Source organism: Lysinibacillus sphaericus (assembly GCF_000600105.1).
GTDB lineage: Bacteria > Bacillota > Bacilli > Bacillales_A > Planococcaceae > Lysinibacillus > Lysinibacillus sphaericus.
The window spans coordinates 1,263,362-1,287,972 of sequence record NZ_CP006837.1; the positions used below are offsets into that span (position 1 = coordinate 1,263,362).

Genomic DNA, 24,611 nt, shown 5'->3' on the forward strand with positions numbered 1-24,611 from the left:
CAACATGCAAAGAGACAATATTTCATACATTTTACCTTTCTCTGCAAAGAGTTGGGAGGCTTTGAATAATACCTCTGCGCAAGTGATGAGTTATTTAAAGGAACTCCATCAAATTGATTTAGCAGATGCCTCCTGGACCCTTCAAAAAGGGAGAAGAGCATTAGAACATAGAAAAGTGTTTGTTACGAGCAGAAAAGACATGGAAAGTAGTACTTTCCATGTCTGCAGTAACAATGGGAAAAGGAAACGAAACCTTGTATTAATATTACCTGGTGTACAAGATGTTAATATTTTATGGAGAAAAAGCGGGACGGTAGAAGGTCTCTATCCCCTATTAAAAGGTTATGAACGTACAATAGAGCAACTATTAAAAATGTTACCACAGCAAACTGCAGAAAAAGTAATAAACATTGAAAATGATGATAATGAGGTCAAGTGTTATAGAGCATTGCTAGGTGGATATGCATGTGTCCAGATGCTAAGGGAGCTTGGCGTTCAACCATCCGCATTAGTTGGGGAAGGGATTGCTGAACTTGTATCTATGGTTTGCGCAGGTGCAGTGACCTTGAGGGATGCAATTAGCATAATTCAAACATATGGACAACTTGCTACGTATGAAGCCATTTATGAAAAATATGATTTAAGAAAAAAACAGATTCCGTTAATAAAAAAGCCTGGTATAAAAGCTAAACAACATATTGAAGATGCACTTGTCATAAAACTTGGCAGTAGTGATCTAGAAAATTCGATTACAAAACGATGTATGACAAATGTTGAAGCTGAAAATGTCTTGAATCTGATAGAAAATTCGAGTGATAGCTTTATCAATAATGTTTACCGCCTTATCGGGGACCTATGGTGTAGAGGGCTGAAAATTGATTGGGATATGATCAGTGCTGCTACTACTTCTTCGTTAAAAAGAGTTGCACTACCAACATATGTCTTCGATAAAAAAGAATATGATAGTGACGTAGTGAATTCCATAAATCCTTTACCAAGTAATAATTCAATACATTCTACTATAGAAAAAGTTGAAATGGAGCAACTCGACCCTGCTGTTGTATTAAGGAAGCTTTGGGAAGAAGTAATTGGTGTAACAGATATTCAGAAAACGAGTGATTTCTTTGAAATGGGTGGAGATTCACTGAATGCAATTATGCTTTCTTCGAAAATCAAGGAAACATTAAAAATTGAGTTTCCAGTGTCTGACGTATTTATTCATTCAACATTTGGCAAAATGGAACAATATATAGATGCGCATTTAGATCAAAAATCAGTAGATGTAATTGAAAAGCTGGGCGTTCAGAAATATTATGAAGCATCCTCTGCACAAAAGAGAATGTACATAATGAACGAATTGGTGGAGGATGCAATCCCGTATAATTTTGCAGCCGTCTATCATGTCAAAGGAAGATTAGAGCATACTAAAATCCAACAATGCTTTTCTAAAGTGGTCGAAAGACATGAGGCATTCAAAACTCGGTTCGACATGGTCGATGGTGAAATAGTTCAAATTATTGAAGACAATGTCGATTTCAAAGTAAAGTTTCAAACGTCTGAAAAAGAGCGGTTAGAAGAAGCAATAACAGCAAATTTAAAGCCATTTAACCTTGAAAATGCACCATTATTGCGCGTAACTTTTATTAGCTTAAATGAGGAAGAACATGTCATGGTTCTGGATATGCATCATATTATTTCGGACCAGAGTTCTTTAGATATCCTGCTAAAAGAAATCGGCTGTATGTATCAGGGTGAGGAGCTTCCAGATTTAGAGATTCAATATAAAGATTTTGCTAAATGGCAAAACGATTTTTACAACAGCGGAAAAGTGCAAAAGCAACTGGACTATTGGAAAAATGAATTTAAAGAAGGTGTTCCAGTACTAGATTTGTATACCGATTATGACAGACCAGAGTTTATAAGCTATGAAGGCGGTAAAATTCACTATTCTTTTGAACGTGATATAAATCAAGGAATTCTTGCTTTCACTAAGAAGCATGGAATCACACCATACATGTTTATTATGGCAGCCCTTAATATCATGCTCTGGAAATATACAAACCAAAAAGATATTGTCATTGGTACAGTTATTTCAGGCAGAAACCATGCAAAATTAGAATCGATTGTCGGTATGTTTGTTAATACTTTGGCTATTAAAAGTGAGCTCGATGAAGATATACCACTAGAAGAATTTCTTCAGTATACAAAAAATAAGCTAGTCAAATCTTATGATAATCAAGATTGTCAGTTTGAATTGCTAGTGGAGGAACTTGGTATACCAAAGAGTGTATCTAGAAATCCGTTATTTGATATTTTGTTTAATTATATAAATATTGGTACGGATGAGGTCAATATTGAAGGACTTTCCTTAACACCATATGAAAATAACGAAATGAATGTGAAATTTGATATTAGTTTTACATTAGAAGAAAAGAATCAGCAATTTTATATGGATATTGACTATTCAAAAGCATTGTATAAAGAAGATACGATTCGAATCATGGGCGAGCGACTTATTTATATCATTTCGCAAATGCTCAAGGATGTAAACGTAAAGCTTAAAGATATTGATATGATGACTGTGGAAGAGCGGAACTGGCTTATTGAAACAGTAAATCAAACGACTACGGATTATCCAGCACATAAAACAGTGTTAACTATTTTTGAAGACTATGCTAGAGATACGCCAAATGCTATTGCTATTGAATGGTTGGAAGATAAAATTTCTTACAAACAGTTAAATAATATGGCAAATCAGTTAGCTGAAAAACTTAAAGATAGAAATGTTGGATACCAAGATAAGGTGGCCATACTTTTAGACCGCGGTTATATGCAAATTGTCAGTATGTTGGGCATTATGAAACTTGGCGCTGTCTATGTGCCGATTGATCCTAAATTTCCTCAAGAGAGAATTGATTATATTCTAGAGGATTGTCACAGCAAAGTAATCGTTACAGATTATTCTTTGGAAGAAAAAATAAGTGTAAATATTGAAAAATTCCTAATCGATAAAGATGAAAATACACTCAATCGAGAACAAGATATGGGCATAGAATCCACCTATACATCGCAATATTTCAATAGTGATGATCTGATTTATGTTATCTATACGTCCGGTTCTACAGGAAAACCGAAAGGAACATTAATTAAGCATAAAAATGTCGTGCGTGTCGTGAAGAATACGAACTATATCGATATTAACGAAAATGACCGAATTATGCAGATATCTAATTATGTATTTGACTGTTCTGTATTTGATATTTATGGCGCTTTACTGAATGGTGCCAATCTTGTCATTATTCCAAGAGAGACCTCCCTTGATATTCCTTTGCTAGCGGAATTTATAGAGAAGAAAGAAATTAGTGTTTTTTGTATTTCAACCGCTTTATTCCATATGTTAGTTGACGGAAAAGTCGAATTTTTGAAGAATGTACGTAAAATCATTGTAGCGGGAGAGCAGATTTCGCTCACACATGCGCAACAAACAGTAAATCAAATTGGCAAGGGGAAGCTTATTAATGCCTATGGTCCAAGCGAATCGGCAGTATTTGCAACATATTACCCGATAGATGATATAGAGGATGTTTCCATTATTCCTATTGGTATTCCAATATCGAATACAACAGTTTATGTTGTGGACGAAAAGAAACAGTTGGTACCGATGAACGTTGCAGGTGAATTATGTTTAGGTGGAGATGGGGTAGGAGTAGGGTATCTAAATAGAGAAGACCTTACAAATGAAAAATTTATTACCCTTGATGCAGTAGGCGGTAAAAGAGTGTACTGTACCGGTGATAAAGTGATGTGGAACAGCAGAGGCCAACTTGTATTTTTAGGTCGCAAAGATTTTCAGATAAAACTAAGAGGATTCAGAGTCGAGCTTGGTGAAGTTGAGCGACATATAAAAAATATCGATGGAATAAAAAATGTCATTGTTACTGCCGAAAGGGATCATCTAGACACGCTATATATGACGGCTTACTATACGGTGAATGAAAATCATCATATAGAAAAATATGATGGAGAGTATGTGCGCAATCATTTAAATAATAGATTACCTGAATATATGATTCCATCTAAATTTGTGGTCTTAAAAGAATTTCCTCTCAACTTTAGCGGAAAAGTTGATCGAAAAGCGCTTGTAAACGCAGAACAATATTCTCAAAAAGTGATGGTGCAGGATGAGCCAAGAACAACTTTAGAAAAAACGGTTCTGAAAACAATGCAGATGATACTGGATGTTAAGGAATTTGGATTGAAAGACAACTTCTTTCATTTCGGTGGTCAATCAATTAAAGCCATTGCTTTAGTAAAGGCATTGTCTAACAAAGGTGTGGACCTCAAAATTAATGAAATTTTCCAGTACCAGACAGCAGAAAAAATTGCTGCATCCATAGAACCGCTTGCGGAAGTATCGCCGCCTATGATTGATAAAATAAGGACAAGCAAAGATATAGAATTAAATGCGAAACAAATTACTAGTCTCGTAAAGAATGTTATTGCGCGTATTGAAGGTCTCTCTGACATTATTACTGCATCTGATACGAGAATGGCGTTTTCTCTTTCCCCAATTCAGAAAGGTCATATGTCAAAGGGGTCGAACTATAGTGGATTTATAAGCCATTTCGATGGAATAATTTCGAAAAATAGAATAAAGAATACTATTGCAGACGTAATAAGTAACAATCAGTTGCTGCGTTGTTCATTGGTGGAAACCAATGGCGAAAAGAAATGGTGTGAGTATGAAGTACTCAAATTAGAAACCATTATGAGTAATTATCTTACATATGTAGATATATCTATGTATACCGAGAGTGTAAAAACAACTATCATCAATAAGCTTAGTGAAGAAATACTTTTAAGAACCTACTCAAATAATGAACTACTATGGCGAATGTGTGTATTAAAAGAAAGTGATACGAGACATCTCATTATCTGGGGTGCCGATCATTTGATATTCGATGGCATGAGTGCCGAGATTATCAAAACTCAGATTGAACAGGGGTTAAAAGGTACAACGAGCATGGAAAATACTATTCGAAGTTTTAAAGAGTATGTTGATGTGCTAAACGAAGGGCCATTAGGGATTAGTGAGAAGGAGCTAATTGAAAAATTTCATTTGGTGAAGTGGAGTGAAAATAATCGTAAGGTAATGGCACAACCAAAAGGTAACGCAACCTTACAAAATAATATAGAAATAATCATTCCTTTATCAGATATAGAGCATTTAGATATTTGGTGGTATGCGTTTGATTTTGTATCTGATATTTTAAGAGATTACACAAATACAGAAGTCATTCCCTTTGCAGTGCTGGAGTATGCAAGAAGTTATCAGGGGAAGGATTTTTATAATAGCGTAGGCGAGTTTTTAGATATTGTACCGATTATTAGTGAAAAAGGAAATAGAACATCGGTTGAAACGGCCATTCAACTTTGTAAAGATCATTCCATCAATTATCTCGCATTACTTGGGGAAGAACGATTTAGTAAGGACTATCCAAAATTAAATCAACTCCTTAGAAAATACTATTTCAATGATAAACAGTACTGTAATTTCATCCTCTATAATTTCCAAGGATTTGTTAAAGCGGAGGAGAAACAAGCATTTAGTCATAACAATACTGAAAACAGCCTTGCCCGTATGTCTGTAACATTAAATTATGATAGTGACCACCTTTACATTGAAATTGAAGATGTTATTGGAATTGATGAGAAAAGATTTAGAACTATTGTAGAAAAAAGAAGCGAACAAGGGAGGGTATCACAATGAAAAATAAATATTTAACGATTTATTTAATTATTACATTTGGCTTATGTTGGGGGCTTGCATCAGCATCTATGATTTTCAATGATTTTTTTACAAAACTTTTTGGTGAAACGTCCTTTACGAACCCGATTGTTATGATTGCTTTGTATTCGCCATCCATTGCAGGTTTATTTGTTTATTGGTTAATGGGCGGTTTTGAGGCGATAAAAAATCTATTTTCTAAGTTTATTCCTAGAAAAAAAGATTTCATATGGTTTCCAATCATAATCGGTTTGTTTCTTATTTATGTAGGTAGTATTCATTACGGTTCCATTGCTGTTGGTTTTGAAGTACCAGAGATGACATTAACTTTTAAGCAAATGGTCATAGAAGTAGTTAAAAATCTGTTTGAAGAAGCAGGAATTCTTGGTGGAGTACTTGGCTGGATCGGGTTTTTAATGCCGTATCTTCAGAAAAAATATAACAGTAATATAAAAGCGGGTGTGATAACAGGTCTTATATTCGGCATCTATGTATTACCTGGATATGTAATTACATCATTTGAATTGGCAGCTATCTTCCCATTGTACGTTATTCAATTAATGTTATTCCTTATTTTTATTAGTTATATGTTTAATGCGACAAACGGAAATCTACTGTTTTACGTTTTATTATTCTGGCTCATTTCATCAGGTGCGAGACTAGAGTTATATTATTTTAATGCACAAGTTCAATTATTGCAGATTGCATTTTTCGCAATATCTGTTGTTATTATGCATTTCCTTACGAAGAAGAGAAATATTGAACAAAAGCTTCAAGTATTACCCGATTATGTTGGGATTGGAGCATAATATTTAGTTGAAATAGGAGAAATATCATGATGGAGCTAAAAACATTTTTCAAATCCAAAGAAGGTAGTAAGGGGCAGTTAATTTGTTTTCCTTATCTAGGGGGCTATGTCAACTCATTCAATGAAATTGTGCGTGCAATGCCGGAGGATGTTGAAATATGGGTGGCGAATCCTCCTGGACATTTTGGTTCTCAACTTGAATTAATTAGTGATATTCATGAACTGATTTCGCTATATTATCAGGAGATATCAAAGATTATTCGCCCAGGAAGCGTATTTTTGGGGCATAGCATGGGTGGCGTAGTTTCATATTTTTTGTTGGAAAGAATGTTTCAAAATCAAGAAAAAATTCTTCCAAAAACATTAATATTATCTGCATCTGTTGCACCATCCAGTTTTGCAAATAAACAGTATAGCAAGTTGAGTAATGAGGACTTGATAAAGCAAATACAGGTTTATGGTGGTATGCCAGAGGCTGTATTAAAAGACAAAGAGTTAATGAATATTATGCTTCCAATATTTCGCGCTGATTATGGCATTTTAGAATCCTCAGCAAAAGCGCCATACAAAAAAATTGATATCGAAACACATTTGTTATGGGGAGAAAATGATAAATCAGAGAATATTCGTTCAGCGATCATGTGGAATGATTACCTTGTTCAAGATTTAAATGTAACTTCTATTGAAAATGCAGAGCATATGTTTATTCATAATTTCGAAAAGGAAGTTGTCGAGTACATTAATCAGTTTCTTAACTTAGAAGTGTTAGAACTTAAGGGCAAGTAGTTACTGTTCTTCCCAGGTCTAAGGAATTTTAGATCTGGGAATTGAATAGTGCACCTTGTATAAACAGAGTGTCGCAGACGGAAAGAGGAATGCTTTACGGAAATAAAAAGAGGGATACTTGCATAACAATAAAACTTGAAAATGAGAAACTGAAATCGAAGTTGTTTTTACATATGAAAAAGTATTAGATTATGGAAAAAAATTAAAAAATTTCAAATATATATATGTTATTTAACGGATAAAATTGTAAAATAATATTGGAGTGAATTTTTAAAAGAAGGAGGACTCGAATTATGAATGACGTAAAGACAGATGCAGGGTTTAAAAAATTCTTGGTCATCTGGATGGGGGAGCTGATATCTAATATCGGTACTGGTATGACTGCCTTCGGTCTTGGCGTATATGTTTGGCAACTTACGAAATCCGCATTGGATGTTGCTATGGTTGAGATGGCAGCGCTACTTCCCATGATTTTATTCAGTCCGGCTGCAGGAGTTCTTGCAGATCGATTTGACAGAAGACTCCTTATGATTATTGGTGATTGTGTCTCAGGGTTGGGACTCGTTTTGTTATTAGTGCTAATGAATACAGGAAATATTCAAGTATGGCAAATCTGTCTTTGTGTAGGATTTAGTTCAGCCTTCGCATCATTATTAGATCCAGCGTATAAAGCAACACTAACGGATTTACTATCAGAGGATGAATATGCAAAGGCAAGTGGTATGGTGGGGATTGCTTCCTCTTCTAAATTTTTGATTTCACCAATTATTGGTGGTCTAATTTTAGCATTTTACAGTATGGAATTAATTATCATCATTGATATTTTGACACTTGCTGTAACAGTTTCAACAATTCTTTTTGTAAGAAAATCGCTTTCGGTAAAGCCTTTGGAGAAAAAAGATTTAGACTTTTTCAAAGATTTAAAAGAAGGCTGGCAAATTATTGTTGAATCAAAAGGGGTTATGCTTCTTATAGTACTGGTTTCCGTTTTAATGTTCTATATGGGAATTATTCAAGTACTATCAAAACCTATGATTTTATCATTTGCGAGTGAGAAAACAACCGGAATACTTCAGACAGTTGTAGCATGCGGTATGATGGTATCCAGTATTTTAATCGGTACAGGAATTATCAAAAGAAATTTTGTAAAAGTAATGGTCGTTAGTTTCATTGTATCTGGTATAACGATGGCAGGATTCGGCGCCACAACAAGTATCCCAGTTATTATTATTTCCGGATTTTTATTCTTTGCTTCATTACCATTTGCAACGACATGTATTGATGTTTTAATACGAAAATCGATAGACAATGAGAAGCAAGGTAGAGCATGGGGACTGATTTCTTTAATATCACAAATAGGTTTCGTCGTTGCTTACGTTATTGCAGGTGTTCTGGCCGATTACGTATTTAACCCAGCGTTAGTTGAAGGAGGCGTTCTAGCAAATTCTGTTGGAAAAATTATAGGTACTGGTGAAACAAGGGGAATTGGTTTTTTAATCATTCTTTCTGGAGTAGGACTAATAATTACGGCATTATTTGTTTCAAAATCTAAAGGTATTCGAGAAATGGAAAAACAAAAAGATACTGAGCTAATACCAACTGAGCAGTCAATTTAATAATAAAAATTTAATAAATAGTAAAGTCGTGTAGTTAGATGAAGGAGGAATAGCTTTGTTTCTGAAGATGGTAAAGAATGATTGCTACAGAAAGAAAATTGTTACGGCAACAATATTTATTTTTATAACGATGGCAGTAATCTTAGGAGCTAGTGCAACAAATATCATTGCAAATTTAACGCAGTCAATGTCAGAACTACAAGAAAGAGCACACCCAGCCGATATCACGCAGATGCATGCAGGAGATTATAATCAGCGAGATATTGATAAATTTACAGAAGAACAACGTGAAAATATTGCTATGCAGGAAACGATGGTTCTTCTCACTTTAGATGGGAATAATATACATTTTGGAAACAACAATACGATGGCAGGTACTGTACAGGACATATCATTTGTTGTTCAAAATAAAAGTTTTGACTATATATTGGATTTAAACAACAATAAGTTGGACGTAAAAGAAGGGACTGTAGCTGTTCCTATTTATTTTATGCAGCAATATGACTTAAAAGTTGGCGAAACGATTACGGTAAAAAGAGGCGATTATGAAAAGGACTTTACCATTTCAGATTATGCCCGAGATTATGAGATGAATTCTTCACTTACTTCGTCCAAACGTTTTGTTATCAATCAATCTGATTATAATGAAATGTTGGTCAATCAAGTAGGCGAACGCGAATATTTAATTCAATTCAAACTACATGAGACTGGCGATGCTCAAGCTGTTCAGACAGCATATATTGATGCAGGTCTTCCAGCAAATGGACCTACAGTTGGCGGAAAAATATTCTTAATCTTTAATGCAATGTCAGATACGATTGTAGCAATGGTTATTATACTGATTAGTATTTTGCTTATTATTATTGCATCGCTTTGTATTAGACTGACATTCTTAGCAACGATTGATGAGGATTTAAGAGAAATCGGTGTAATGAAAGCGATCGGAATCTCTAAGAAAGATATTAAAAAGGTATATCTTAATAAGTATAGAGCTATATCTGTAGTTGCAGGTATTGTTGGATATTTACTGTCCTTTGTAGTTGTTAATCTGTTTACGGGGAATATGAGACTTTACATATCTTCTGATTTATCAGGTAACTTGAAATATGTACTTTCTCTTATAGCGCCATTATTTGTTTATTTCATCATTACGTTGTACTTCAAGAAAGTGCTAAAACGAATTGATAAGATTTCTGCTGTAGAAGCACTACGTTCAGATATTATGCAACGCGGTAAGAATAAGAAATATAGCTTCTCCCTGCTAAAAAATAAATTTTTCAGTACCAATATTTATATGGGGATTAGGGATGTATTTAAGCGTTTCAAATTATATAGATTACTTATCGTTATATTTGTTATCTGTACATTTATTATCATACTTCCAATAAGTGTATATAATACGATGAATTCACCGGAATTCTCTACTTATATGGGTGTAGGGAAATCTGATATGAGGATTGACCTTCGAAAAACAGATACGATTACAGAAGATTATAAAAAATTGCAAGAAGAGTTAGCAAATGATCCAGATATTGAAAAATACGCTGCTTATATTACAGGCTCGTTTCAAGTTAAAAATGCAGAAGGTGCATGGGATTATATAAATATTGAAACCGGTGATTTTTCAGTATTTCCACTAAGTTATTTGGAGGGAAATGCGCCGAAAGAGGATGGAGAAATTGCACTATCTTATGCGAATGCTTCTAAAGATGGATTAGATAAAAAAGTCGGAGATACGGTAATTGTAAAGGTTGCCGGAGCAGATAAGAAGATGACAGTAAGTGGTATCTATCAAGATATTACAAATGGCGGGAAAACGGCAAAAGCAACAACAAGTCTTGAATTAAATGAAAATGCGATTCTTTGGTATATAGTGAACATGGATGTGGCTAAAGATGTCAATATTCCAGAAAAAATGGAATATTATCAAAGCCAATATGCCTCTGCTCAGGTCAATGATATTAAAGAATATACTCAGCAAACGCTTGGCAATATTATTAGCCAAATGAGTACGGTTGTTATCGGTGGAATTGCCATTTCATTAATCATTATTGTTTTAATTACAGCCCTATTCCTGAGAATGTTATTATCAAAAGATATGTCTCAAATCGCTATTATGCGAAGTATGGGATTAACAGCCAATCATATTAAACAACAATATATGGCAGGAACACTACTAGTACTACTAGTAGGAATTTTCTTAGGTGTACTAGTTTCGAATTACTTAGGAGAGTATCTTGTAAGTATGGGGATGTCTTCTATGGGCGCTGCGAAAATAGAGTTAGTAAACGTTGCATGGCAGACTTGGCTACTATGTCCTTTAGCATTAATTGTAGTAGTTGGTATTACGATATCTGTGTGCTGTAAAGTAACTGTAAAAGATGATTTATCTGTTATTTTAAAGGGTTAAGAAGTAGAAAGACGATGCAATGGAGGAATAGATATGAATAATATTTTAGAGGCGACAAGAATTAACAAAATAGTAGAATTAGGAAAAAATAATGAACTGCATATTTTAAAAGATGTAAATCTAGAAATTAAAGAGGGCGAATTTGTAGCCGTAATGGGCCCATCAGGCAGTGGAAAATCAACACTTTTATATAATGTAAGTGGTATGGACCGAATTTCTTCTGGCGATGTACTTTTTAAAGGGAATGAGATTGGCAAACTAAAAGAAGAAAATCTAGCGAAGATCCGCTTAAATAATATGGGTTTTATATTCCAAAATATAAATCTTTTAAAAAACCTCTCGTTAATTGATAATGTTATGTTCCCTGCGCTTGTATCCAAAGATGCAGATAAAACTAAAGTGTATAAAAGAGCAAAAAAATTACTAGAGATGACTGGAATTGCAGCGCTTGAAAATAATAATATTAATCAAGCTTCAGGGGGCCAGTTACAAAGGGTCGCGATATGTAGGGCATTAATTAATGATCCAGATATTATATTTGGAGATGAACCGACAGGCGCATTAGATTCTAAATCTGCGACAGAGATTATGTCACTTTTAACAGAAATCAATAAAAAAGGAACAACAGTTATGCTGGTAACACATGATGCAAAAGTTGCTGCAAAAACTGAAAGAGTTCTATTTATGGTAGATGGAAAAATTGTCGCTTCTAAGAAAATGAATAAATTTGATGCGAAGGTTGACAATATTAAGGAAAGAGAAGAAAGCATTATGAAATGGATAGTGGAAAGTACCGATACTTATAGCAACAAGGATGAAGAGAAAATGGCCAAGTAATTAACGCTTTTGTATTTCTTGTTGCAAAATTATACTATAAAGTGAAATCCAAAGACTAGCAGTATTAAAATTTATATGGAGCACAATAATGATATATAAATATGCAATAAAAATAACAGAAAAAGCGTATCAAGATATTTTCCAACAATTTGAGCTAAGGATATCTGCTGAAAGAAAAGAAAAAGTAAGCAAATTTCACTTTGATGAAGATAAAAAGCGCTCTATATTGGCAGAAGTTCTTCTGCGTCATTCTTTGAAGAGGGACTTTGGCATGACAAATGACCATATTCATTTCACTATCAATGAATATGGTAAGCCTAATCTTCAAAATTTCGACCATATTCATTTTAATTTGGCGCATTCAGGTGACTGGGTTGTATGTGCAGTGAGTGATACGCCTATTGGAATAGATATAGAACAAGTAGCAATGATAGAGATGGACATTGCAAAAGCCTATTTTACAAGCAGTGAGTATCAAGATATTTTAAGTCAACCAAAAGACAAACAAATACAGTTTTTTTATAAACTTTGGACATTGAAAGAAAGTTATGTAAAGGCTGAGGGAAAAGGATTGACTATGCCACTTGATTCTTTTCGTTTTGCATTCAACCCGAAACAATACAACTGTATGAAAGCAACCAACTGTCACAAAAGTATAGCTTTCAATTGTTTGATTTAGATGATTGTCATATCGTTGCCTTGTGTTCCAAGCAGTTATCGAAAGAACCGATTTCCATTGTTTCTTTTGACCATCTTGATATATGGTAATGTTCAGCGGGCTGTCCTAGTTATTTAGAGGACAGCCTGCTTTTTTTACAGATTTTTTGGAAACCGTTATATAGCCGCTTAGAAGTATCTAGTAAAATTACTTCGACCACCGTCATTTTCCCAACGCTCAATATCTCTTCCATCTTCGTCCCACACATCGGGTCTTTCCCTACAAGACATTTGACATCCCCTTTATCAAATCGTTCCTTTCTATAGTATGTGAAGTTGTAACTTTTAGTTCATAGAAAAGGTTGTAAGCGCTGATCAGTCGATGTAAATCCCCGATTAACCCATGTAAATCATTGATTCATTAGCGCCTAGTGTTGATAGAAAGTGTAACGACAATTTAGGAGGAAGCATTCATTTATTCCTTGCTAAAGCTATATTTTTGCATATGTGTCAAGTGACGTGGTGCATATACTGTGGTGAGGAGGGGGGAGGTGAGCATTTATGAGAATTAACTGGAAGATTCGATTCATGCATAAGCCGTTTTTATTAGCTTTATTTTCCATGCTGTTACTACTCGCTCAACAAGTGGGCGCCTTGTTTGGTTATGATTTAACAAGTGCAATGAGTGAGCAACTAACGTCCATTTTAAATACAGTATTATCGATTCTTGTTTTAATGGGGGTTGTTGTCGATCCGACTACGAGCGGTACCAGTGATAGTGAACGTGCCTTAATGTATCGAAAACCTCGATAAAATTTATGATATGTATAAAAAGTGTAATTTTACAATAAAAGTGAATGTGGTATAATGTAAGAAAATTCTAATCGCTAAGGGGGATGATGAATTGTCGCTAGAAATGGAGCAGCGAATTGCTAAGCTAGAAAAAGAGATGGTAGCGTTACGGCGGGAAATGGATGAGTTAAAGCACCAACAGTCACAAGAAAAGACTACGATACAAAACATCAACAAATCCATCACTGGCCAATCTGCCTTACCAATCGCAAAAGCTAAGCCAACACCACCAACTTCACCAATACCAACAGCAAAAACAAATGTACAACAAGGGCGTTCAATCGAAGAGCAAATTATGTGGGCGCTTCCGAAAGTATTTATGGTTATTTTAGTATTGGGTGTGTTATGGGGGCTAAAACTAGTTAGTGATTATGGCTACTTATCAAACGAGGTAAAAATCATCCTCGCTTATTTATTATCCATCGCATTAGCAACCATAGCATATGTAGCAGAACGTAAAAAGCTAGGGTCATCAGCCGTAACCATTTCCTTATATGGGGGGGCATTTATCGTAGGTATTTTAACTACTGCTGCTGGTGCTATGCTATACGATGTATTGGGCTTAACATTAGCATTGTTTATTGCCATCCTATTCATTGGCTATGGCATAGCAATCAGCTATCTAAAGAAAAATGAGGTACTTACTTTATTTGTCAGTTTCACCTCATTGTTATTACCTTATTTACTAGAATACATGGATTTTAGCGCATACATTATATTATTCTTTGTCATTGTCTTATTTACAATGTTGCAATTTGTTATTCTTCAACATAAACAAAAAATTGCGCTTTATGTCGCTACTTTTTTCTCAATTTTGGCAATTAGTATTGTCGCCTTTATGAATAATGATAACCAAGGAATGTTTGCATTAGGTTTGTTTATGACACTTGCTATTTTCTACACGAGTTGGTGTCGCTTGTATAATGCTGAATCGAAATGGAAGCACATTTATGTTGGATTGCAATTTAGTTTAGGGGTCTTTAGCTTACTAATGATGAACTTGATAAGTAGTCCACTTGACTATAAAGAGCTCCTACTGTTCGGTTTATGTATGTTATTTATAGTTATAGCGGGTTATGGCTATAAGCAAAAATGGCAGGAGGCATTTGATAGTGCCGTAACACTCGCATTTATTACACTTTGTAATACGCTGTTGATTATGAATATACCAGAAAAAGTGGATGATTTACTTCTTCCATTCATACTATTTGCAGGCGTTATGATGAGCTTACGACTACGAGCAAGTATGATGAAGGTTGTCAGTTCAATAGGGTTTGTCATTGCACTTATGATGAGCTTTATCATACACGAGCCAACCCCATTTTTTAGTATAGAACATATGGCCTTATTGATGCCAGGGGTATATCTCTTCGTTATTTATATGTATGCATTACGTCGTAAAGAAACATTAAATGCCTTTGAGAAATGGATGAAAGATTTATATGTGCTTGATATAATAGCAGTTATTACAGCTAGTTACTTTATCGCCTATATAGGCAAGCTGGATAGTGTTTATATTGTAAGTGCTAGTAATACCCCACATCTAATGAGTATTAGCATTGTATTGTTGTTTGTAGGGTCACTGTTTCTACCTGTAACATTTAAAGGGCGGGCATTAACGCCAGTGCTGACTGTGTTATTCTTGTTATTTACATTTATGTTAAACGTTATTCCTTCTAATATACAGGGGATTGAATGGCTCAATATTATGACACGGTTAACCTTCATTGCTACGATTAAGGCTATCATCCTGGATTTGCTCATGAAGGGACGTATTTATCGAATCTATCAAGACTATATGCCGAAATTTTTAGATGCCATTGTTAGTATAGGTGTAGTAAGTGCGATGCTAGCAGTATGTGGTCTTGTGTCACAACTCGCTTATAACGACTTACTAGATTGGAAGCTTAGCATTGCACTAACAACAATTACGCTCTTTCTAACGGCAAGCCTATCACTTTGGCTTGGCGCAGTGCGGCACTTACGAATACTGCGACTTTCCGGCTTTATCATATTAGCCATCGCCTTTATAAAGCTGATATTCTTCGACTTATCCGCACTCGATTTATTAATACGCGCAATACTTTTCATCTCAATCGGTGGCATCGGCATGCTACTGTCGGGCCGATTGTTGAGGAAATAAAAATAAAGACTGTTTACTAGTGTGACTAGTAAATGGTCTTTTATTTTACGGTAAATTTCTTTTGACGTAAAAAAGCCACTCAAATACGTGCTCTTTGAAAGTATTATTGTCAATAAAGTGGTGACAGGAACACGCATAGCGGCTGTAGAATTTTATAATTATCATTCACCAATAGTGAAATCAAACTAGAAACATTAGCAGAATGTAGAGTCTACTATTACCACGACCGTCGAGGTCACAACCTTATTATAAAGGACAACAAGTATAAGCACTATGTTAGTTTAGGGGGTAAGAAAAATGGAAATGGCTTATACAATACTTGTATTCGTATTTGGACTTGTATTTGGTTCGTTTTTTAATGTGGTAGGTTTACGTGTGCCGATGAAGGAGTCACTAATCCAACCACCATCGCACTGTACGACCTGTCAGAGGCAATTGACGGCAATAGATTTAATACCTGTATTGTCCTATATATTTTTAGGAGGTAAATGTCGTAGCTGTGGGCAAAAAATTGCATGGATTTATCCATTCATGGAGCTGCTGACCGGGATATTATTTGCCTTTTCATATTGGCAATATGGATTTAGTGAACAATTTATCGTGGCATTATTATTGACTTCATTATTGGTGATTGTGGTTGTATCGGATATTACCTATATGCTTATACCAGATAAAGTGCTATTGTGCTTTTTGCCATTATTAGTGATTGGGCGTATGCTAGCGCCTTTGACGCCTTGGTGGGATAGTATTGTAGGTGCTGTCGTTGGCTTTGGCGTAGTATATAGTATCGCAGTTGTGTCGCGTGGTGGAATTGGTGGTGGCGACATAAAATTATTCTTTTTACTCGGCCTTGTATTAGGTACAATCCACACACTATTGACATTATTTATAGCAGCCGTTATTGGAATGGTTGCTGGAATGATTGTGCTGCAAGTGCGCCAGCAAGGTAGAAAAACAGCGATTCCATTTGGCCCTGCCATCGCACTAGCAGCGGTCATAGTGTATTTCTATGGAAATGTCATAATACAGTGGTATGTAGGATTATGGTAAGGAGGGAGATAGATGAAACCAATTATAGGTATAACGGCGTTTGCGGAAGATGATTTATCATCGAGATTAAATGTAGCCTATAGCGAAAGCATTATTGAGGCTGGAGGGATCCCATTTATTATTCCGCTGGGGGTAGAGGAAGATGCGGCACAAATTCTATCGTTAACGGATGGTTTACTTTTATCGGGTGGGCACGATGTTCATCCATTTGAATTTGGTGCTGAACCTTTACCAAGGCTAGGAAAGATACACCCGGAGAGAGACAAGGTGGAACTGGCCTTACTTAATGCAGCCTTTACAAGGAAAATGCCGATATTCGGTATTTGCCGTGGTATTCAAATGCTCAATGTTGCATTAGGTGGAACATTATACCAAGATGTTGATAGTGAATATCATAGTAGTAAACTGTTAAAACATGCACAACAAGCAGCTCGTGGCGTCGCAACGCATTATGTTCACATAACACCTCATACATTGTTAAAAACAATTATTGAAGAAGAAAAAATTGCTGTTAATTCCTTTCATCATCAAGCAGTAAATGTTTTAGCAGAGAAGCTAGTCGTTGCAGCAAAATCTAGTGATGGTCTAGTCGAAGCGGTGGTCCATGAAGAGTTTCCGTTTTGTCTAGCGGTTCAGTGGCACCCAGAAGAACAGGCAATTGTAGGAGATATTGCTGCACAAAAACTTTTTTCAGCTTTCGTTAAAGCGAGCATGCTATATAAAAGAGAAGCATAGGGATGACAGCTAAGAAACCAAACGAAAATTTAATAGTTTAGCCTTTAAATACAGTCTTTCACATAGAAAAGGCTGTATTTTTATTGTCATAATTGGAGGTATAGTTTAAGAGAAATTCTAACTATGCAAATTGATAATTACTTCAAGGCAAAAGGCAGTTACGCAGAGTTTCTTCAGGTAATTACAGTGAAACAAAGGATTAATAATAAATGTTATAATTGTATTTATATGTTAAATAAAGGGGTGGTTGTAATGGAATATAAATTATTAGTGGAAGAGGATTTAAGTAAATGTACCGAAACATTTATTGAAGTATTTAATGATGCGCCTTGGAATGATAAATGGACATTTTCGCAAGCTAAAAAATATTTATTAGATTTTTATCAGACACCTGGATTCTTAGGAGTTTTAGCAATAGAAAATGACGAGATTTTAGGCTGTATTTTAGGAGTCAATAGAGTTTGGTGGAGCGGAGATGAATTCTTTATTAATGAAATGTACGTAAAACAACAACAGCAGAATAAGGGAATTGGAAGAGCGCTGTTAAATCATTTAATTAAAGAACTCGATAATAACAAAATAGATAACATTGTACTGCTGACAGATAGAGGGATACCTGCCGAAGAATTTTATAAAAAAAATGGTTTTGAAGAAATAGAAAGAATCATCTTTCTACATAAGAACATTAAACAATCGTTATCACGTTGATGAACTTAATGATATATGCCATCAAACGCTCCTAAATGTAAGTTTGAGCACACATGCAAAAGCCACGAATGTTATCCCATCAACATTTCGTGGCTTTCCTAATCGAACATTATTTTTTCGCAAAATTAGTATAAGAATGCATTAATGTACACTGCGATATAAGCCGACAACTTGTCCTAAAATCGAAACTTGGTCTACAATAATCGGTTCCATTGTAGCGTTCTCTGGCTGTAAGCGGAAATGATTTTTTTCTTTAAAGAAGCGTTTGACAGTTGCTTCATCTTCTTCGGTCATGGCTACGACGATATCACCGTTATCGGCTGTTGCCTTTTGCTTGACGATGACTAAGTCCCCGTCAAAAATTCCTGCCTCAATCATCGATTCACCCATGATTTCTAGCATAAATAACTGATCTTCGCTTGTCCCGTAAATATCCGGTAAAGGGAAATATTCATCGATATTTTCAATCGCTGTAATTGGAGATCCAGCAGTAACTTTCCCTACAAGTGGTACATGGATAACACTTTGCTTTTGAATCGAATCCTCAGGCTCTAAAATTTCAATTGCACGCGGTTTAGTAGGATCTCGTCGAATAAAGCCTTTTTGCTCTAAACGAGCTAAATGTCCATGAACTGTTGAGCTTGATGCAAGTCCAACTGCTTCACCAATCTCACGTACAGATGGTGGATAGCCCTTTGCGCGTACTTCTTCTTTGATAAACGCTAGTATGTCTTCTTGTCTTTTCGAAACTTTTTTCATGATTGCTCACCTCTTTTTTTCATATCATTCTTCTTACTAGATAGTATAGCAGAATGCGAACACTTATGCAAACATAGGTTCGAAAAGTGTTTGACAAAAACGTTTGTTCGCTTTATTATAAGAACATACATTCCGAACAAACATTCTAAAAAGGGGATATGATGCATGAATTGGTTTAAAAAAAATACACATATTTCAATTTTATTGGGCGTGATTTTCTTATTTGCAGGCTATCTTTTTATAACTGATCCTGGAGACATTACCTACACTGAAATTCATATAGAGCATGGCGATAGCTTATGGTCGTTAGCCGAACAATACCGTGGTAAAATGGGTACGGATGACTGGATTAACCTTGTGAAAGCCGAGAACGAATTACATAGCGTTAATATTGTTGCAGGGAAATCACTCGTTATACCCGTAGTGGGTGACAATAAGATGCCCACCAATTCTATTGAAATTGCGAGAAGTGGAAAATGATGAATAAAAAACGAACGGCTGTACTGTACTGCCGGGTTAGTACGGAAAAAGAGACCCAAAGTTCTTCATTAGAACGACAACAAGAAGAATTGCTGCGTTATGCCAAGGAACAAAACTATGAAGTGTTACAGGTTTTTCAGGACAAACATAGTGGTTATGATGTGGAACGCGAAGGTTTACTGGAGATGCTCGATTTTATTAAAGAAAAAGAAATTCAAGCATTATTTGTGCAAGATGAAACACGTTTAGGGCGTGGGAATGCGCGAATGGCTGTACTCCATTTATTGCAAAAAACAGATACAGATGTTTTTTCGATGCGAGATGCGGGGCCTGTCCAATTAAATGAGATGGACACGATGTTGCTTGAAATATTAGCGATTGTAGAGGAGTATCAGCGTAAAATTCATAATGCGAAAATTCGCCGCGGTATGCGTCGGGCAGTAGAAAATGGCTATCGTCCAGAAAATAACTTGTCCAATCGTGGCAATCCAAATGGTCAGGAGCGCAAGGAAGTACCGGTAGAAGAAATTGTGAAGTTGCGAAATCGGGGCTTTACTTTTGAAGAAATAGCCATGACACTGAGAGGTCTTGGCTTCGACGTAAGTAAGGCAACCGTACATAGGCGCTATCAAGAACATCAAGAAAGATTAGCAGGCAAATAATTTGCACTGCTAGTCTTTTTTTATTCTACTAACAGTCTTGAAGTGTAGTAGAGAGCTCAACTTTGCCATTCTTCCTGCAAAATAGCGTAATAGTACTCATCCCACCAATCGTCACCATGTGGTATACATTTTTTGAAAAATCCTTCACGACGCATGCCGATTTTTTCCATAACGCGATAAGAAGCGATATTTTCGGGCTGACATGTGGCGATGATTCGATGAAGCTTCATTTTCGTGAAGCCGTAATCTAATAGTGCTTGTGCTGCCTCCGACGCATAGCCTTTACGATAATACGCAGGATTTAACACCCATCCAATTTCATATGTATGTTCGCCAAAGTAAGGATGGAATACGAGATGACCGATAACCTGTGACTGCTCCTGTAAAACAATGGCGAAATGCTTTGCTTCATCACGATTATCTGATATAAATTTTTGCACTTGTTGTGCAGTTAAAACGCCTTCTGGCATATAGTGCATCACGGTTTGATCGGACATATAGTTAACAACAGCCTGCCAATCTTGTATTTCAAATTTTCGGATATGTAATCGCTGTGTTGTAATGTTCACCTTATTTCCCCCAATATGTGTTCTTTATTAATAGTTATACACTACTAACATTTGGAAGTCATGTAAATTGTGGCTAAGCTGTGTGATTAAGGGTTGGTATAACTGCATTTTAAGGGAAAGCATGCTATACTTTGCATACTGAAGTCATCAAGGTATTGAAAGGTGTGTAACGATGTTATCCAAAGAAAAAATTAATCGAATCAATGAATTAGCAGCAAAAGCTAAAGCGGGCAGTTTAACGGAAGAAGAAGCGAAAGAGCGTACATCCCTTCGCAAAGAATATTTAGATACATTTAGAGCAACGATGCGCAATACAATTGAAAATGTTAAAGTTGTCGATCAAGAAGGTAATGACGTAACGCCTGAGAAGGTAAAACAAGCGAAAAAAAATAAATTTCTAAATTAATATGACACATTTCATGCAGGATGTAAGCAAACACATTTCGCGTGGACATTTCACTATAGATTTCTAGCAAAATCCTTGCCCTCACTGAAGAAGGTTTCTTTTTTTATTTGTTAAACCTTCCTCCAAAATAGGCAGTAATTTTGTCGTTATTTCTATCATTGCTATGTCTAAGTTACAGAATGATGATAAAGTATGTCATAAATCTCAAATAGTATAACAAAAGCATTGTTTTCTAGGACAATGTTGACTAAACTGTAGTAGAACAATATATAGGACGAGAAAGGATGTCACAACATAATGACTCAACATGCGGACCAACTAGCGATTAATGCTATCCGAACATTGTCAATTGATGCAATTGAAAAAGCAAATTCAGGTCACCCAGGCTTACCAATGGGGGCAGCGCCAATGGCTTATACGCTTTGGACAAAACAACTTCGCCATAATCCGGCAAATCCAAAATGGTATAACCGCGATCGTTTCGTACTTTCAGCAGGTCATGGCTCTATGCTTTTATATAGCCTACTTCACCTTGGCGGTTACGGCCTACCAATGGAAGAAATTCAAAACTTCCGTCAATGGGATTCATTAACTCCAGGACATCCAGAATACGGCCATACGGTTGGGGTAGAGGCAACAACAGGTCCACTTGGACAAGGGATTGCGATGACAGTTGGTATGGCAATGGCAGAGCGTCATTTAGCAGCGACTTATAATAAACCAGGACATGAAATTGTCGATCACTATACATTTGCGCTTTGTGGCGACGGCGACTTAATGGAAGGTGTTGCGGCTGAAGCGATTTCATTAGCTGGACATTTAAAACTTGAAAAATTAATCGTGTTATACGATTCAAATGATATTTCATTAGATGGTGATTTAGAAAAATCATTCTCAGAAAACGTACAAAAACGTTTTGAGTCATATGGCTGGAACTATTTAAAAGTGGATGACGGTACAGATGTAGAAGCTGTTAACCAAGCTATTGAAGAAGCGAAAAAATCTACTGGTAAGCCAACACTGATTGAAGTGAAAACAGTCATCGGTTTCGGTTCACCAAACAAATCAGGAAAATCAGATTCTCACGGTGCGCCACTAGGTACAGATGAAGTTGTCTTAACAAAAGCGGCATACGAATGGACACATGAGCCATTCCAAATCCCATCTGAAGTATATGATACGTTTAATGCAGCAGCGAAAGTGCAAGGTGCACAGCCAGAAGCAGCTTGGAATAAGCAGTTCGCAGCATACAAAGCTGAGTTCCCTGAATTAGCAGCGCAATTTGAAAATGCAATGAATGGGAAACTACCTGAGGATTTCGCTTCAGAATTACCAGTGTATGAAGCAGGTAAATCTGTGGCAACACGTTCTTCATCAGGCGATGCAATCAATGCAATTGCCAAAAAAACACCATCATTCTTCGGTGGTTCAGCCGACCTTGCTGGCTCTAACAAAACGACGATGAAGGGCGCAGGCGACTTCTCTGCAGATGACTATGCAGGTCGCAATATTTGGTTTGGTGTCCGTGAATTCGCTATGGGCGCTGCGATGAACGGTATGGCTCTTCACGGCGGTGTTAACGTCTTTGGCGGAACATTCTTCGTATTCTCTGATTATGTACGTCCAGCTGTACGTCTTTCTGCATTAATGGGTCTTCCTGTGACATATGTATTCACACATGACTCAATCGCTGTAGGGGAAGATGGTCCAACACATGAACCAATCGAGCATTTAGCTTCATTACGTGCAATGCCAAACCTTTCTGTTGTTCGTCCAGCAGATGCGAACGAATCAGCAGTAGCATGGGAGCTTGCAGTATCATCAGAAAAAACACCAACTGTATTAGTATTATCTCGTCAAAACTTACCAGTGCTTGACGCGTCAATCGAAACAGTTCGTGAAGGTGTAGCAAAAGGTGCTTACACTGTTTCACCTGCATCGAAAGAAGTAGCAGATGCTATTTTAATTGCAACAGGTTCTGAAGTTTCACTTGCAATTGAAGCGCAAAAAGCATTAAAAGCTGAAGGTATGGACGTTGCAGTCGTATCAATGCCTTCAATGGATCGCTTTGAAAAACAAGATGCAGCATATAAAGAATCGGTTCTTCCAAAAGCTGTTACAAAACGTCTAGCAATCGAAATGGGTGCATCATTCGGTTGGCACAAATATACTGGTTTTGAAGGTGACGTTCTTGCAATCGACAAGTTCGGCGCTTCTGCTCCAGGTGAGTTAGTTATGGAAAAATACGGTTTCACTGTAGAAAACGTTGTAGCAAAAGTTAAAGCACTATAAGATTTGGCTTCCATAAAAAATACCGTAAGCTCTAATTAAGCGTTACGGTCAGACTGTAGACAAACTCGGAAATTTTCGAGGTTGTCTACAGTCCTTTTTTTATTTTAAAAATATATGTAGATGACAACTACCGTTTATTTCAATGAAAAAGCTGGCTACTTGTACATGGTAAGCTACTTAACGAAAAGGGTATTGTCGAAGACTATATTCAATGTGGTAAAAATATATTTCTTGTCCTTAAAAAGGTAAAAAAAGACAAAAGGCATCCGGGTTGAATTGCTTGATACCTTTTGTCGACAATCTTAAAGTAGCAAGCGCTACTCTAATTTTATTTAATTACTCTTTTATTACTACATAAGTATATCCTATGTTACAAATCTACTTCGATTTCCGTCAAACTTTTTACTACCCGCTTATCCTCAATCCTTTCAATATGATAATATTATTAAAAGAAATTTTATCATAAAGCATAAAAAAATGTAAAAGGTGAGCTTAAATGATTAAAAAATACTTTTTTTCTTTTTTTGCTTTTTTATTTTTATTAGTGGGATGTTCAAATGAAGAAGTAAATATCGTCAAAAAACATGAAGTTATAGAAATTGGGATTGTAGGAGAAATACCTTCGTTAATTAAAGAAAACAATATAAAATTTAAAAAAATAATGTTACAAGATTTACATAAAAAAAATGAAGATTCTTTTGATGCTATCATGATTACGAAAGATTATTTACAAGAAGCTTCCGACGAACAATATACTCAATTTTATTTAAATTCCTCTATACCTATTGTATTTGTTCAGTCAGACAAAGCAATTTCAGCTTTTATTATTCCTAACCACACGTACGAAAATACATTTGAAAATCAAGCTCAAGATTATTTTATCGGTTATTATCAAGGTACTACTTTTGGCGTTGCTTTGAATGGAAATACAAATGAGGATTTAATAAAAGGTTATTGGAGTTTATTTGATTTATTAGACAGATTAAAACAAACAAATAATTAAAAAGAAACCGCAAGCTCCTATTGAGCGCTGCGGTATTTTTTGATCTTTTC

The 24,611-nt window shown here is 35.8% G+C and carries 19 protein-coding genes; 17 read left to right on the plus strand and 2 right to left on the minus strand.

Annotation, left to right across the window (positions count from 1 at the left end; genetic code table 11):
- Positions 1 to 4: 4 nt before the first annotated feature.
- The 12 genes from T479_RS22725 (at position 5) to T479_RS05780 (ending at position 18,390) form a co-directional block, all read left to right on the plus strand.
- The gene (locus T479_RS22725) at positions 5 to 5,770 is read left to right on the plus strand and encodes a non-ribosomal peptide synthetase (protein WP_025218873.1); all 5,766 of its coding nucleotides are present in this window, start codon (positions 5 to 7) and stop codon (positions 5,768 to 5,770) included.
- Positions 5,767 to 6,597, plus strand: a complete 831-nt coding sequence (locus tag T479_RS23985) for a hypothetical protein (RefSeq protein ID WP_174412971.1) — start codon at positions 5,767 to 5,769, stop codon at positions 6,595 to 6,597. The genes T479_RS22725 and T479_RS23985 overlap by 4 nt, the downstream gene beginning before the upstream one ends.
- Before the next feature lie 26 nt (positions 6,598 to 6,623).
- A complete protein-coding gene (locus T479_RS05735; RefSeq protein ID WP_025218875.1) occupies positions 6,624 to 7,382 on the plus strand; it encodes a thioesterase II family protein in 759 nt (252 codons plus the stop codon).
- A 293-nt stretch (positions 7,383 to 7,675) separates the two neighbouring features.
- Positions 7,676 to 8,998 (plus strand): MFS transporter, encoded by a 1,323-nt coding sequence (locus tag T479_RS05740; RefSeq protein WP_024361540.1) that lies wholly within the window; start codon positions 7,676 to 7,678, stop codon positions 8,996 to 8,998.
- Between the two features lie 55 nt (positions 8,999 to 9,053).
- Positions 9,054 to 11,408, plus strand: coding sequence for an ABC transporter permease (locus tag T479_RS05745; RefSeq protein ID WP_025218876.1), 2,355 nt, complete (start codon positions 9,054 to 9,056; stop codon positions 11,406 to 11,408).
- A 33-nt stretch (positions 11,409 to 11,441) separates the two neighbouring features.
- Positions 11,442 to 12,245 (plus strand): ABC transporter ATP-binding protein, encoded by an 804-nt coding sequence (locus T479_RS05750; protein WP_025218877.1) that lies wholly within the window; start codon positions 11,442 to 11,444, stop codon positions 12,243 to 12,245.
- Positions 12,246 to 12,333: 88 nt separating this feature from the next.
- Positions 12,334 to 12,924 (plus strand): 4'-phosphopantetheinyl transferase family protein, encoded by a 591-nt coding sequence (locus T479_RS05755; protein ID WP_052599456.1) that lies wholly within the window; start codon positions 12,334 to 12,336, stop codon positions 12,922 to 12,924.
- 539 nt (positions 12,925 to 13,463) lie between these two features.
- Positions 13,464 to 13,715 carry a phage holin gene (locus T479_RS05760; RefSeq protein WP_024361536.1) on the plus strand — a complete coding sequence of 84 codons (252 nt, stop codon included), beginning with the start codon at positions 13,464 to 13,466 and terminating at the stop codon, positions 13,713 to 13,715.
- Positions 13,716 to 13,806: 91 nt separating this feature from the next.
- Positions 13,807 to 15,897, plus strand: a complete 2,091-nt coding sequence (locus tag T479_RS05765; protein WP_025218878.1) for a DUF2339 domain-containing protein — start codon at positions 13,807 to 13,809, stop codon at positions 15,895 to 15,897.
- Between the two features lie 297 nt (positions 15,898 to 16,194).
- Positions 16,195 to 16,947 carry a prepilin peptidase gene (locus T479_RS05770; protein ID WP_025218879.1) on the plus strand — a complete coding sequence of 251 codons (753 nt, stop codon included), beginning with the start codon at positions 16,195 to 16,197 and terminating at the stop codon, positions 16,945 to 16,947.
- Positions 16,948 to 16,959: 12 nt separating this feature from the next.
- Positions 16,960 to 17,682 carry a gamma-glutamyl-gamma-aminobutyrate hydrolase family protein gene (locus T479_RS05775; RefSeq protein WP_024361533.1) on the plus strand — a complete coding sequence of 241 codons (723 nt, stop codon included), beginning with the start codon at positions 16,960 to 16,962 and terminating at the stop codon, positions 17,680 to 17,682.
- 123 nt (positions 17,683 to 17,805) lie between these two features.
- Positions 17,806 to 18,390: a GNAT family N-acetyltransferase gene (locus T479_RS05780; protein WP_227665418.1), complete on the plus strand. Its 585-nt coding sequence runs from the start codon at positions 17,806 to 17,808 to the stop codon at positions 18,388 to 18,390.
- Between the two features lie 141 nt (positions 18,391 to 18,531).
- Here T479_RS05780 and lexA read toward each other — a convergent pair whose 3' ends face one another.
- On the minus strand, positions 18,532 to 19,149 hold the full coding sequence (gene lexA, locus T479_RS05785) for a transcriptional repressor LexA (RefSeq protein WP_025218881.1): 618 nt from the start codon (positions 19,147 to 19,149) through the stop codon (positions 18,532 to 18,534).
- 165 nt (positions 19,150 to 19,314) lie between these two features.
- Here lexA and yneA point away from each other — a divergent pair, with 165 nt between their 5' ends.
- Together yneA and T479_RS05795 are read left to right on the plus strand one after the other, a co-directional pair.
- Positions 19,315 to 19,629: a cell division suppressor protein YneA gene (yneA, locus tag T479_RS05790; RefSeq protein ID WP_024361530.1), complete on the plus strand. Its 315-nt coding sequence runs from the start codon at positions 19,315 to 19,317 to the stop codon at positions 19,627 to 19,629.
- The gene (locus tag T479_RS05795; protein WP_025218882.1) at positions 19,629 to 20,291 is read left to right on the plus strand and encodes a YneB family resolvase-like protein; all 663 of its coding nucleotides are present in this window, start codon (positions 19,629 to 19,631) and stop codon (positions 20,289 to 20,291) included. Before yneA ends, T479_RS05795 begins: the two co-directional genes overlap by 1 nt.
- A gap of 56 nt (positions 20,292 to 20,347) precedes the next feature.
- Here T479_RS05795 and T479_RS05800 read toward each other — a convergent pair whose 3' ends face one another.
- Positions 20,348 to 20,860: a GNAT family N-acetyltransferase gene (locus tag T479_RS05800; RefSeq protein WP_024361528.1), complete on the minus strand. Its 513-nt coding sequence runs from the start codon at positions 20,858 to 20,860 to the stop codon at positions 20,348 to 20,350.
- Positions 20,861 to 21,032: 172 nt separating this feature from the next.
- On the opposite strand from T479_RS05800, the gene T479_RS05805 reads away from it, so the two are divergent.
- The 3 genes from T479_RS05805 to T479_RS22735 all read left to right on the plus strand — a co-directional run bounded on the left by T479_RS05805 (position 21,033) and on the right by T479_RS22735 (position 24,561).
- A complete protein-coding gene (locus T479_RS05805; protein ID WP_024361527.1) occupies positions 21,033 to 21,266 on the plus strand; it encodes a DUF896 domain-containing protein in 234 nt (77 codons plus the stop codon).
- 297 nt (positions 21,267 to 21,563) lie between these two features.
- Positions 21,564 to 23,558, plus strand: a complete 1,995-nt coding sequence (gene tkt, locus T479_RS05810) for a transketolase (protein ID WP_025218883.1) — start codon at positions 21,564 to 21,566, stop codon at positions 23,556 to 23,558.
- A gap of 496 nt (positions 23,559 to 24,054) precedes the next feature.
- Positions 24,055 to 24,561 carry a hypothetical protein gene (locus T479_RS22735; RefSeq protein WP_025218884.1) on the plus strand — a complete coding sequence of 169 codons (507 nt, stop codon included), beginning with the start codon at positions 24,055 to 24,057 and terminating at the stop codon, positions 24,559 to 24,561.
- The last annotated feature ends 50 nt before the right edge of the window (positions 24,562 to 24,611 follow it).

Excerpts from the sequence above, each read along its gene's own strand:
- T479_RS22725 (WP_025218873.1), top strand. The coding sequence starts at position 5 with ATGCAAAGAGACAATATTTCATACATTTTACCTTTCTCTGCAAAGAGT.
- T479_RS23985 (WP_174412971.1), top strand. The coding sequence starts at position 5,767 with ATGAAAAATAAATATTTAACGATTTATTTAATTATTACATTTGGCTTA.
- T479_RS05735 (WP_025218875.1), top strand. The coding sequence starts at position 6,624 with ATGATGGAGCTAAAAACATTTTTCAAATCCAAAGAAGGTAGTAAGGGG.
- T479_RS05740 (WP_024361540.1), top strand. The coding sequence starts at position 7,676 with ATGAATGACGTAAAGACAGATGCAGGGTTTAAAAAATTCTTGGTCATC.
- T479_RS05750 (WP_025218877.1), top strand. The coding sequence starts at position 11,442 with ATGAATAATATTTTAGAGGCGACAAGAATTAACAAAATAGTAGAATTA.
- T479_RS05755 (WP_052599456.1), top strand. The coding sequence starts at position 12,334 with ATGATATATAAATATGCAATAAAAATAACAGAAAAAGCGTATCAAGAT.
- T479_RS05760 (WP_024361536.1), top strand. The coding sequence starts at position 13,464 with ATGAGAATTAACTGGAAGATTCGATTCATGCATAAGCCGTTTTTATTA.
- T479_RS05770 (WP_025218879.1), top strand. The coding sequence starts at position 16,195 with ATGGAAATGGCTTATACAATACTTGTATTCGTATTTGGACTTGTATTT.
- T479_RS05775 (WP_024361533.1), top strand. The coding sequence starts at position 16,960 with ATGAAACCAATTATAGGTATAACGGCGTTTGCGGAAGATGATTTATCA.
- T479_RS05780 (WP_227665418.1), top strand. The coding sequence starts at position 17,806 with ATGCAAATTGATAATTACTTCAAGGCAAAAGGCAGTTACGCAGAGTTT.
- lexA (WP_025218881.1), bottom strand. The coding sequence starts at position 19,149 with ATGAAAAAAGTTTCGAAAAGACAAGAAGACATACTAGCGTTTATCAAA.
- yneA (WP_024361530.1), top strand. The coding sequence starts at position 19,315 with ATGAATTGGTTTAAAAAAAATACACATATTTCAATTTTATTGGGCGTG.
- T479_RS05795 (WP_025218882.1), top strand. The coding sequence starts at position 19,629 with ATGAATAAAAAACGAACGGCTGTACTGTACTGCCGGGTTAGTACGGAA.
- T479_RS05805 (WP_024361527.1), top strand. The coding sequence starts at position 21,033 with ATGTTATCCAAAGAAAAAATTAATCGAATCAATGAATTAGCAGCAAAA.
- tkt (WP_025218883.1), top strand. The coding sequence starts at position 21,564 with ATGACTCAACATGCGGACCAACTAGCGATTAATGCTATCCGAACATTG.
- T479_RS22735 (WP_025218884.1), top strand. The coding sequence starts at position 24,055 with ATGATTAAAAAATACTTTTTTTCTTTTTTTGCTTTTTTATTTTTATTA.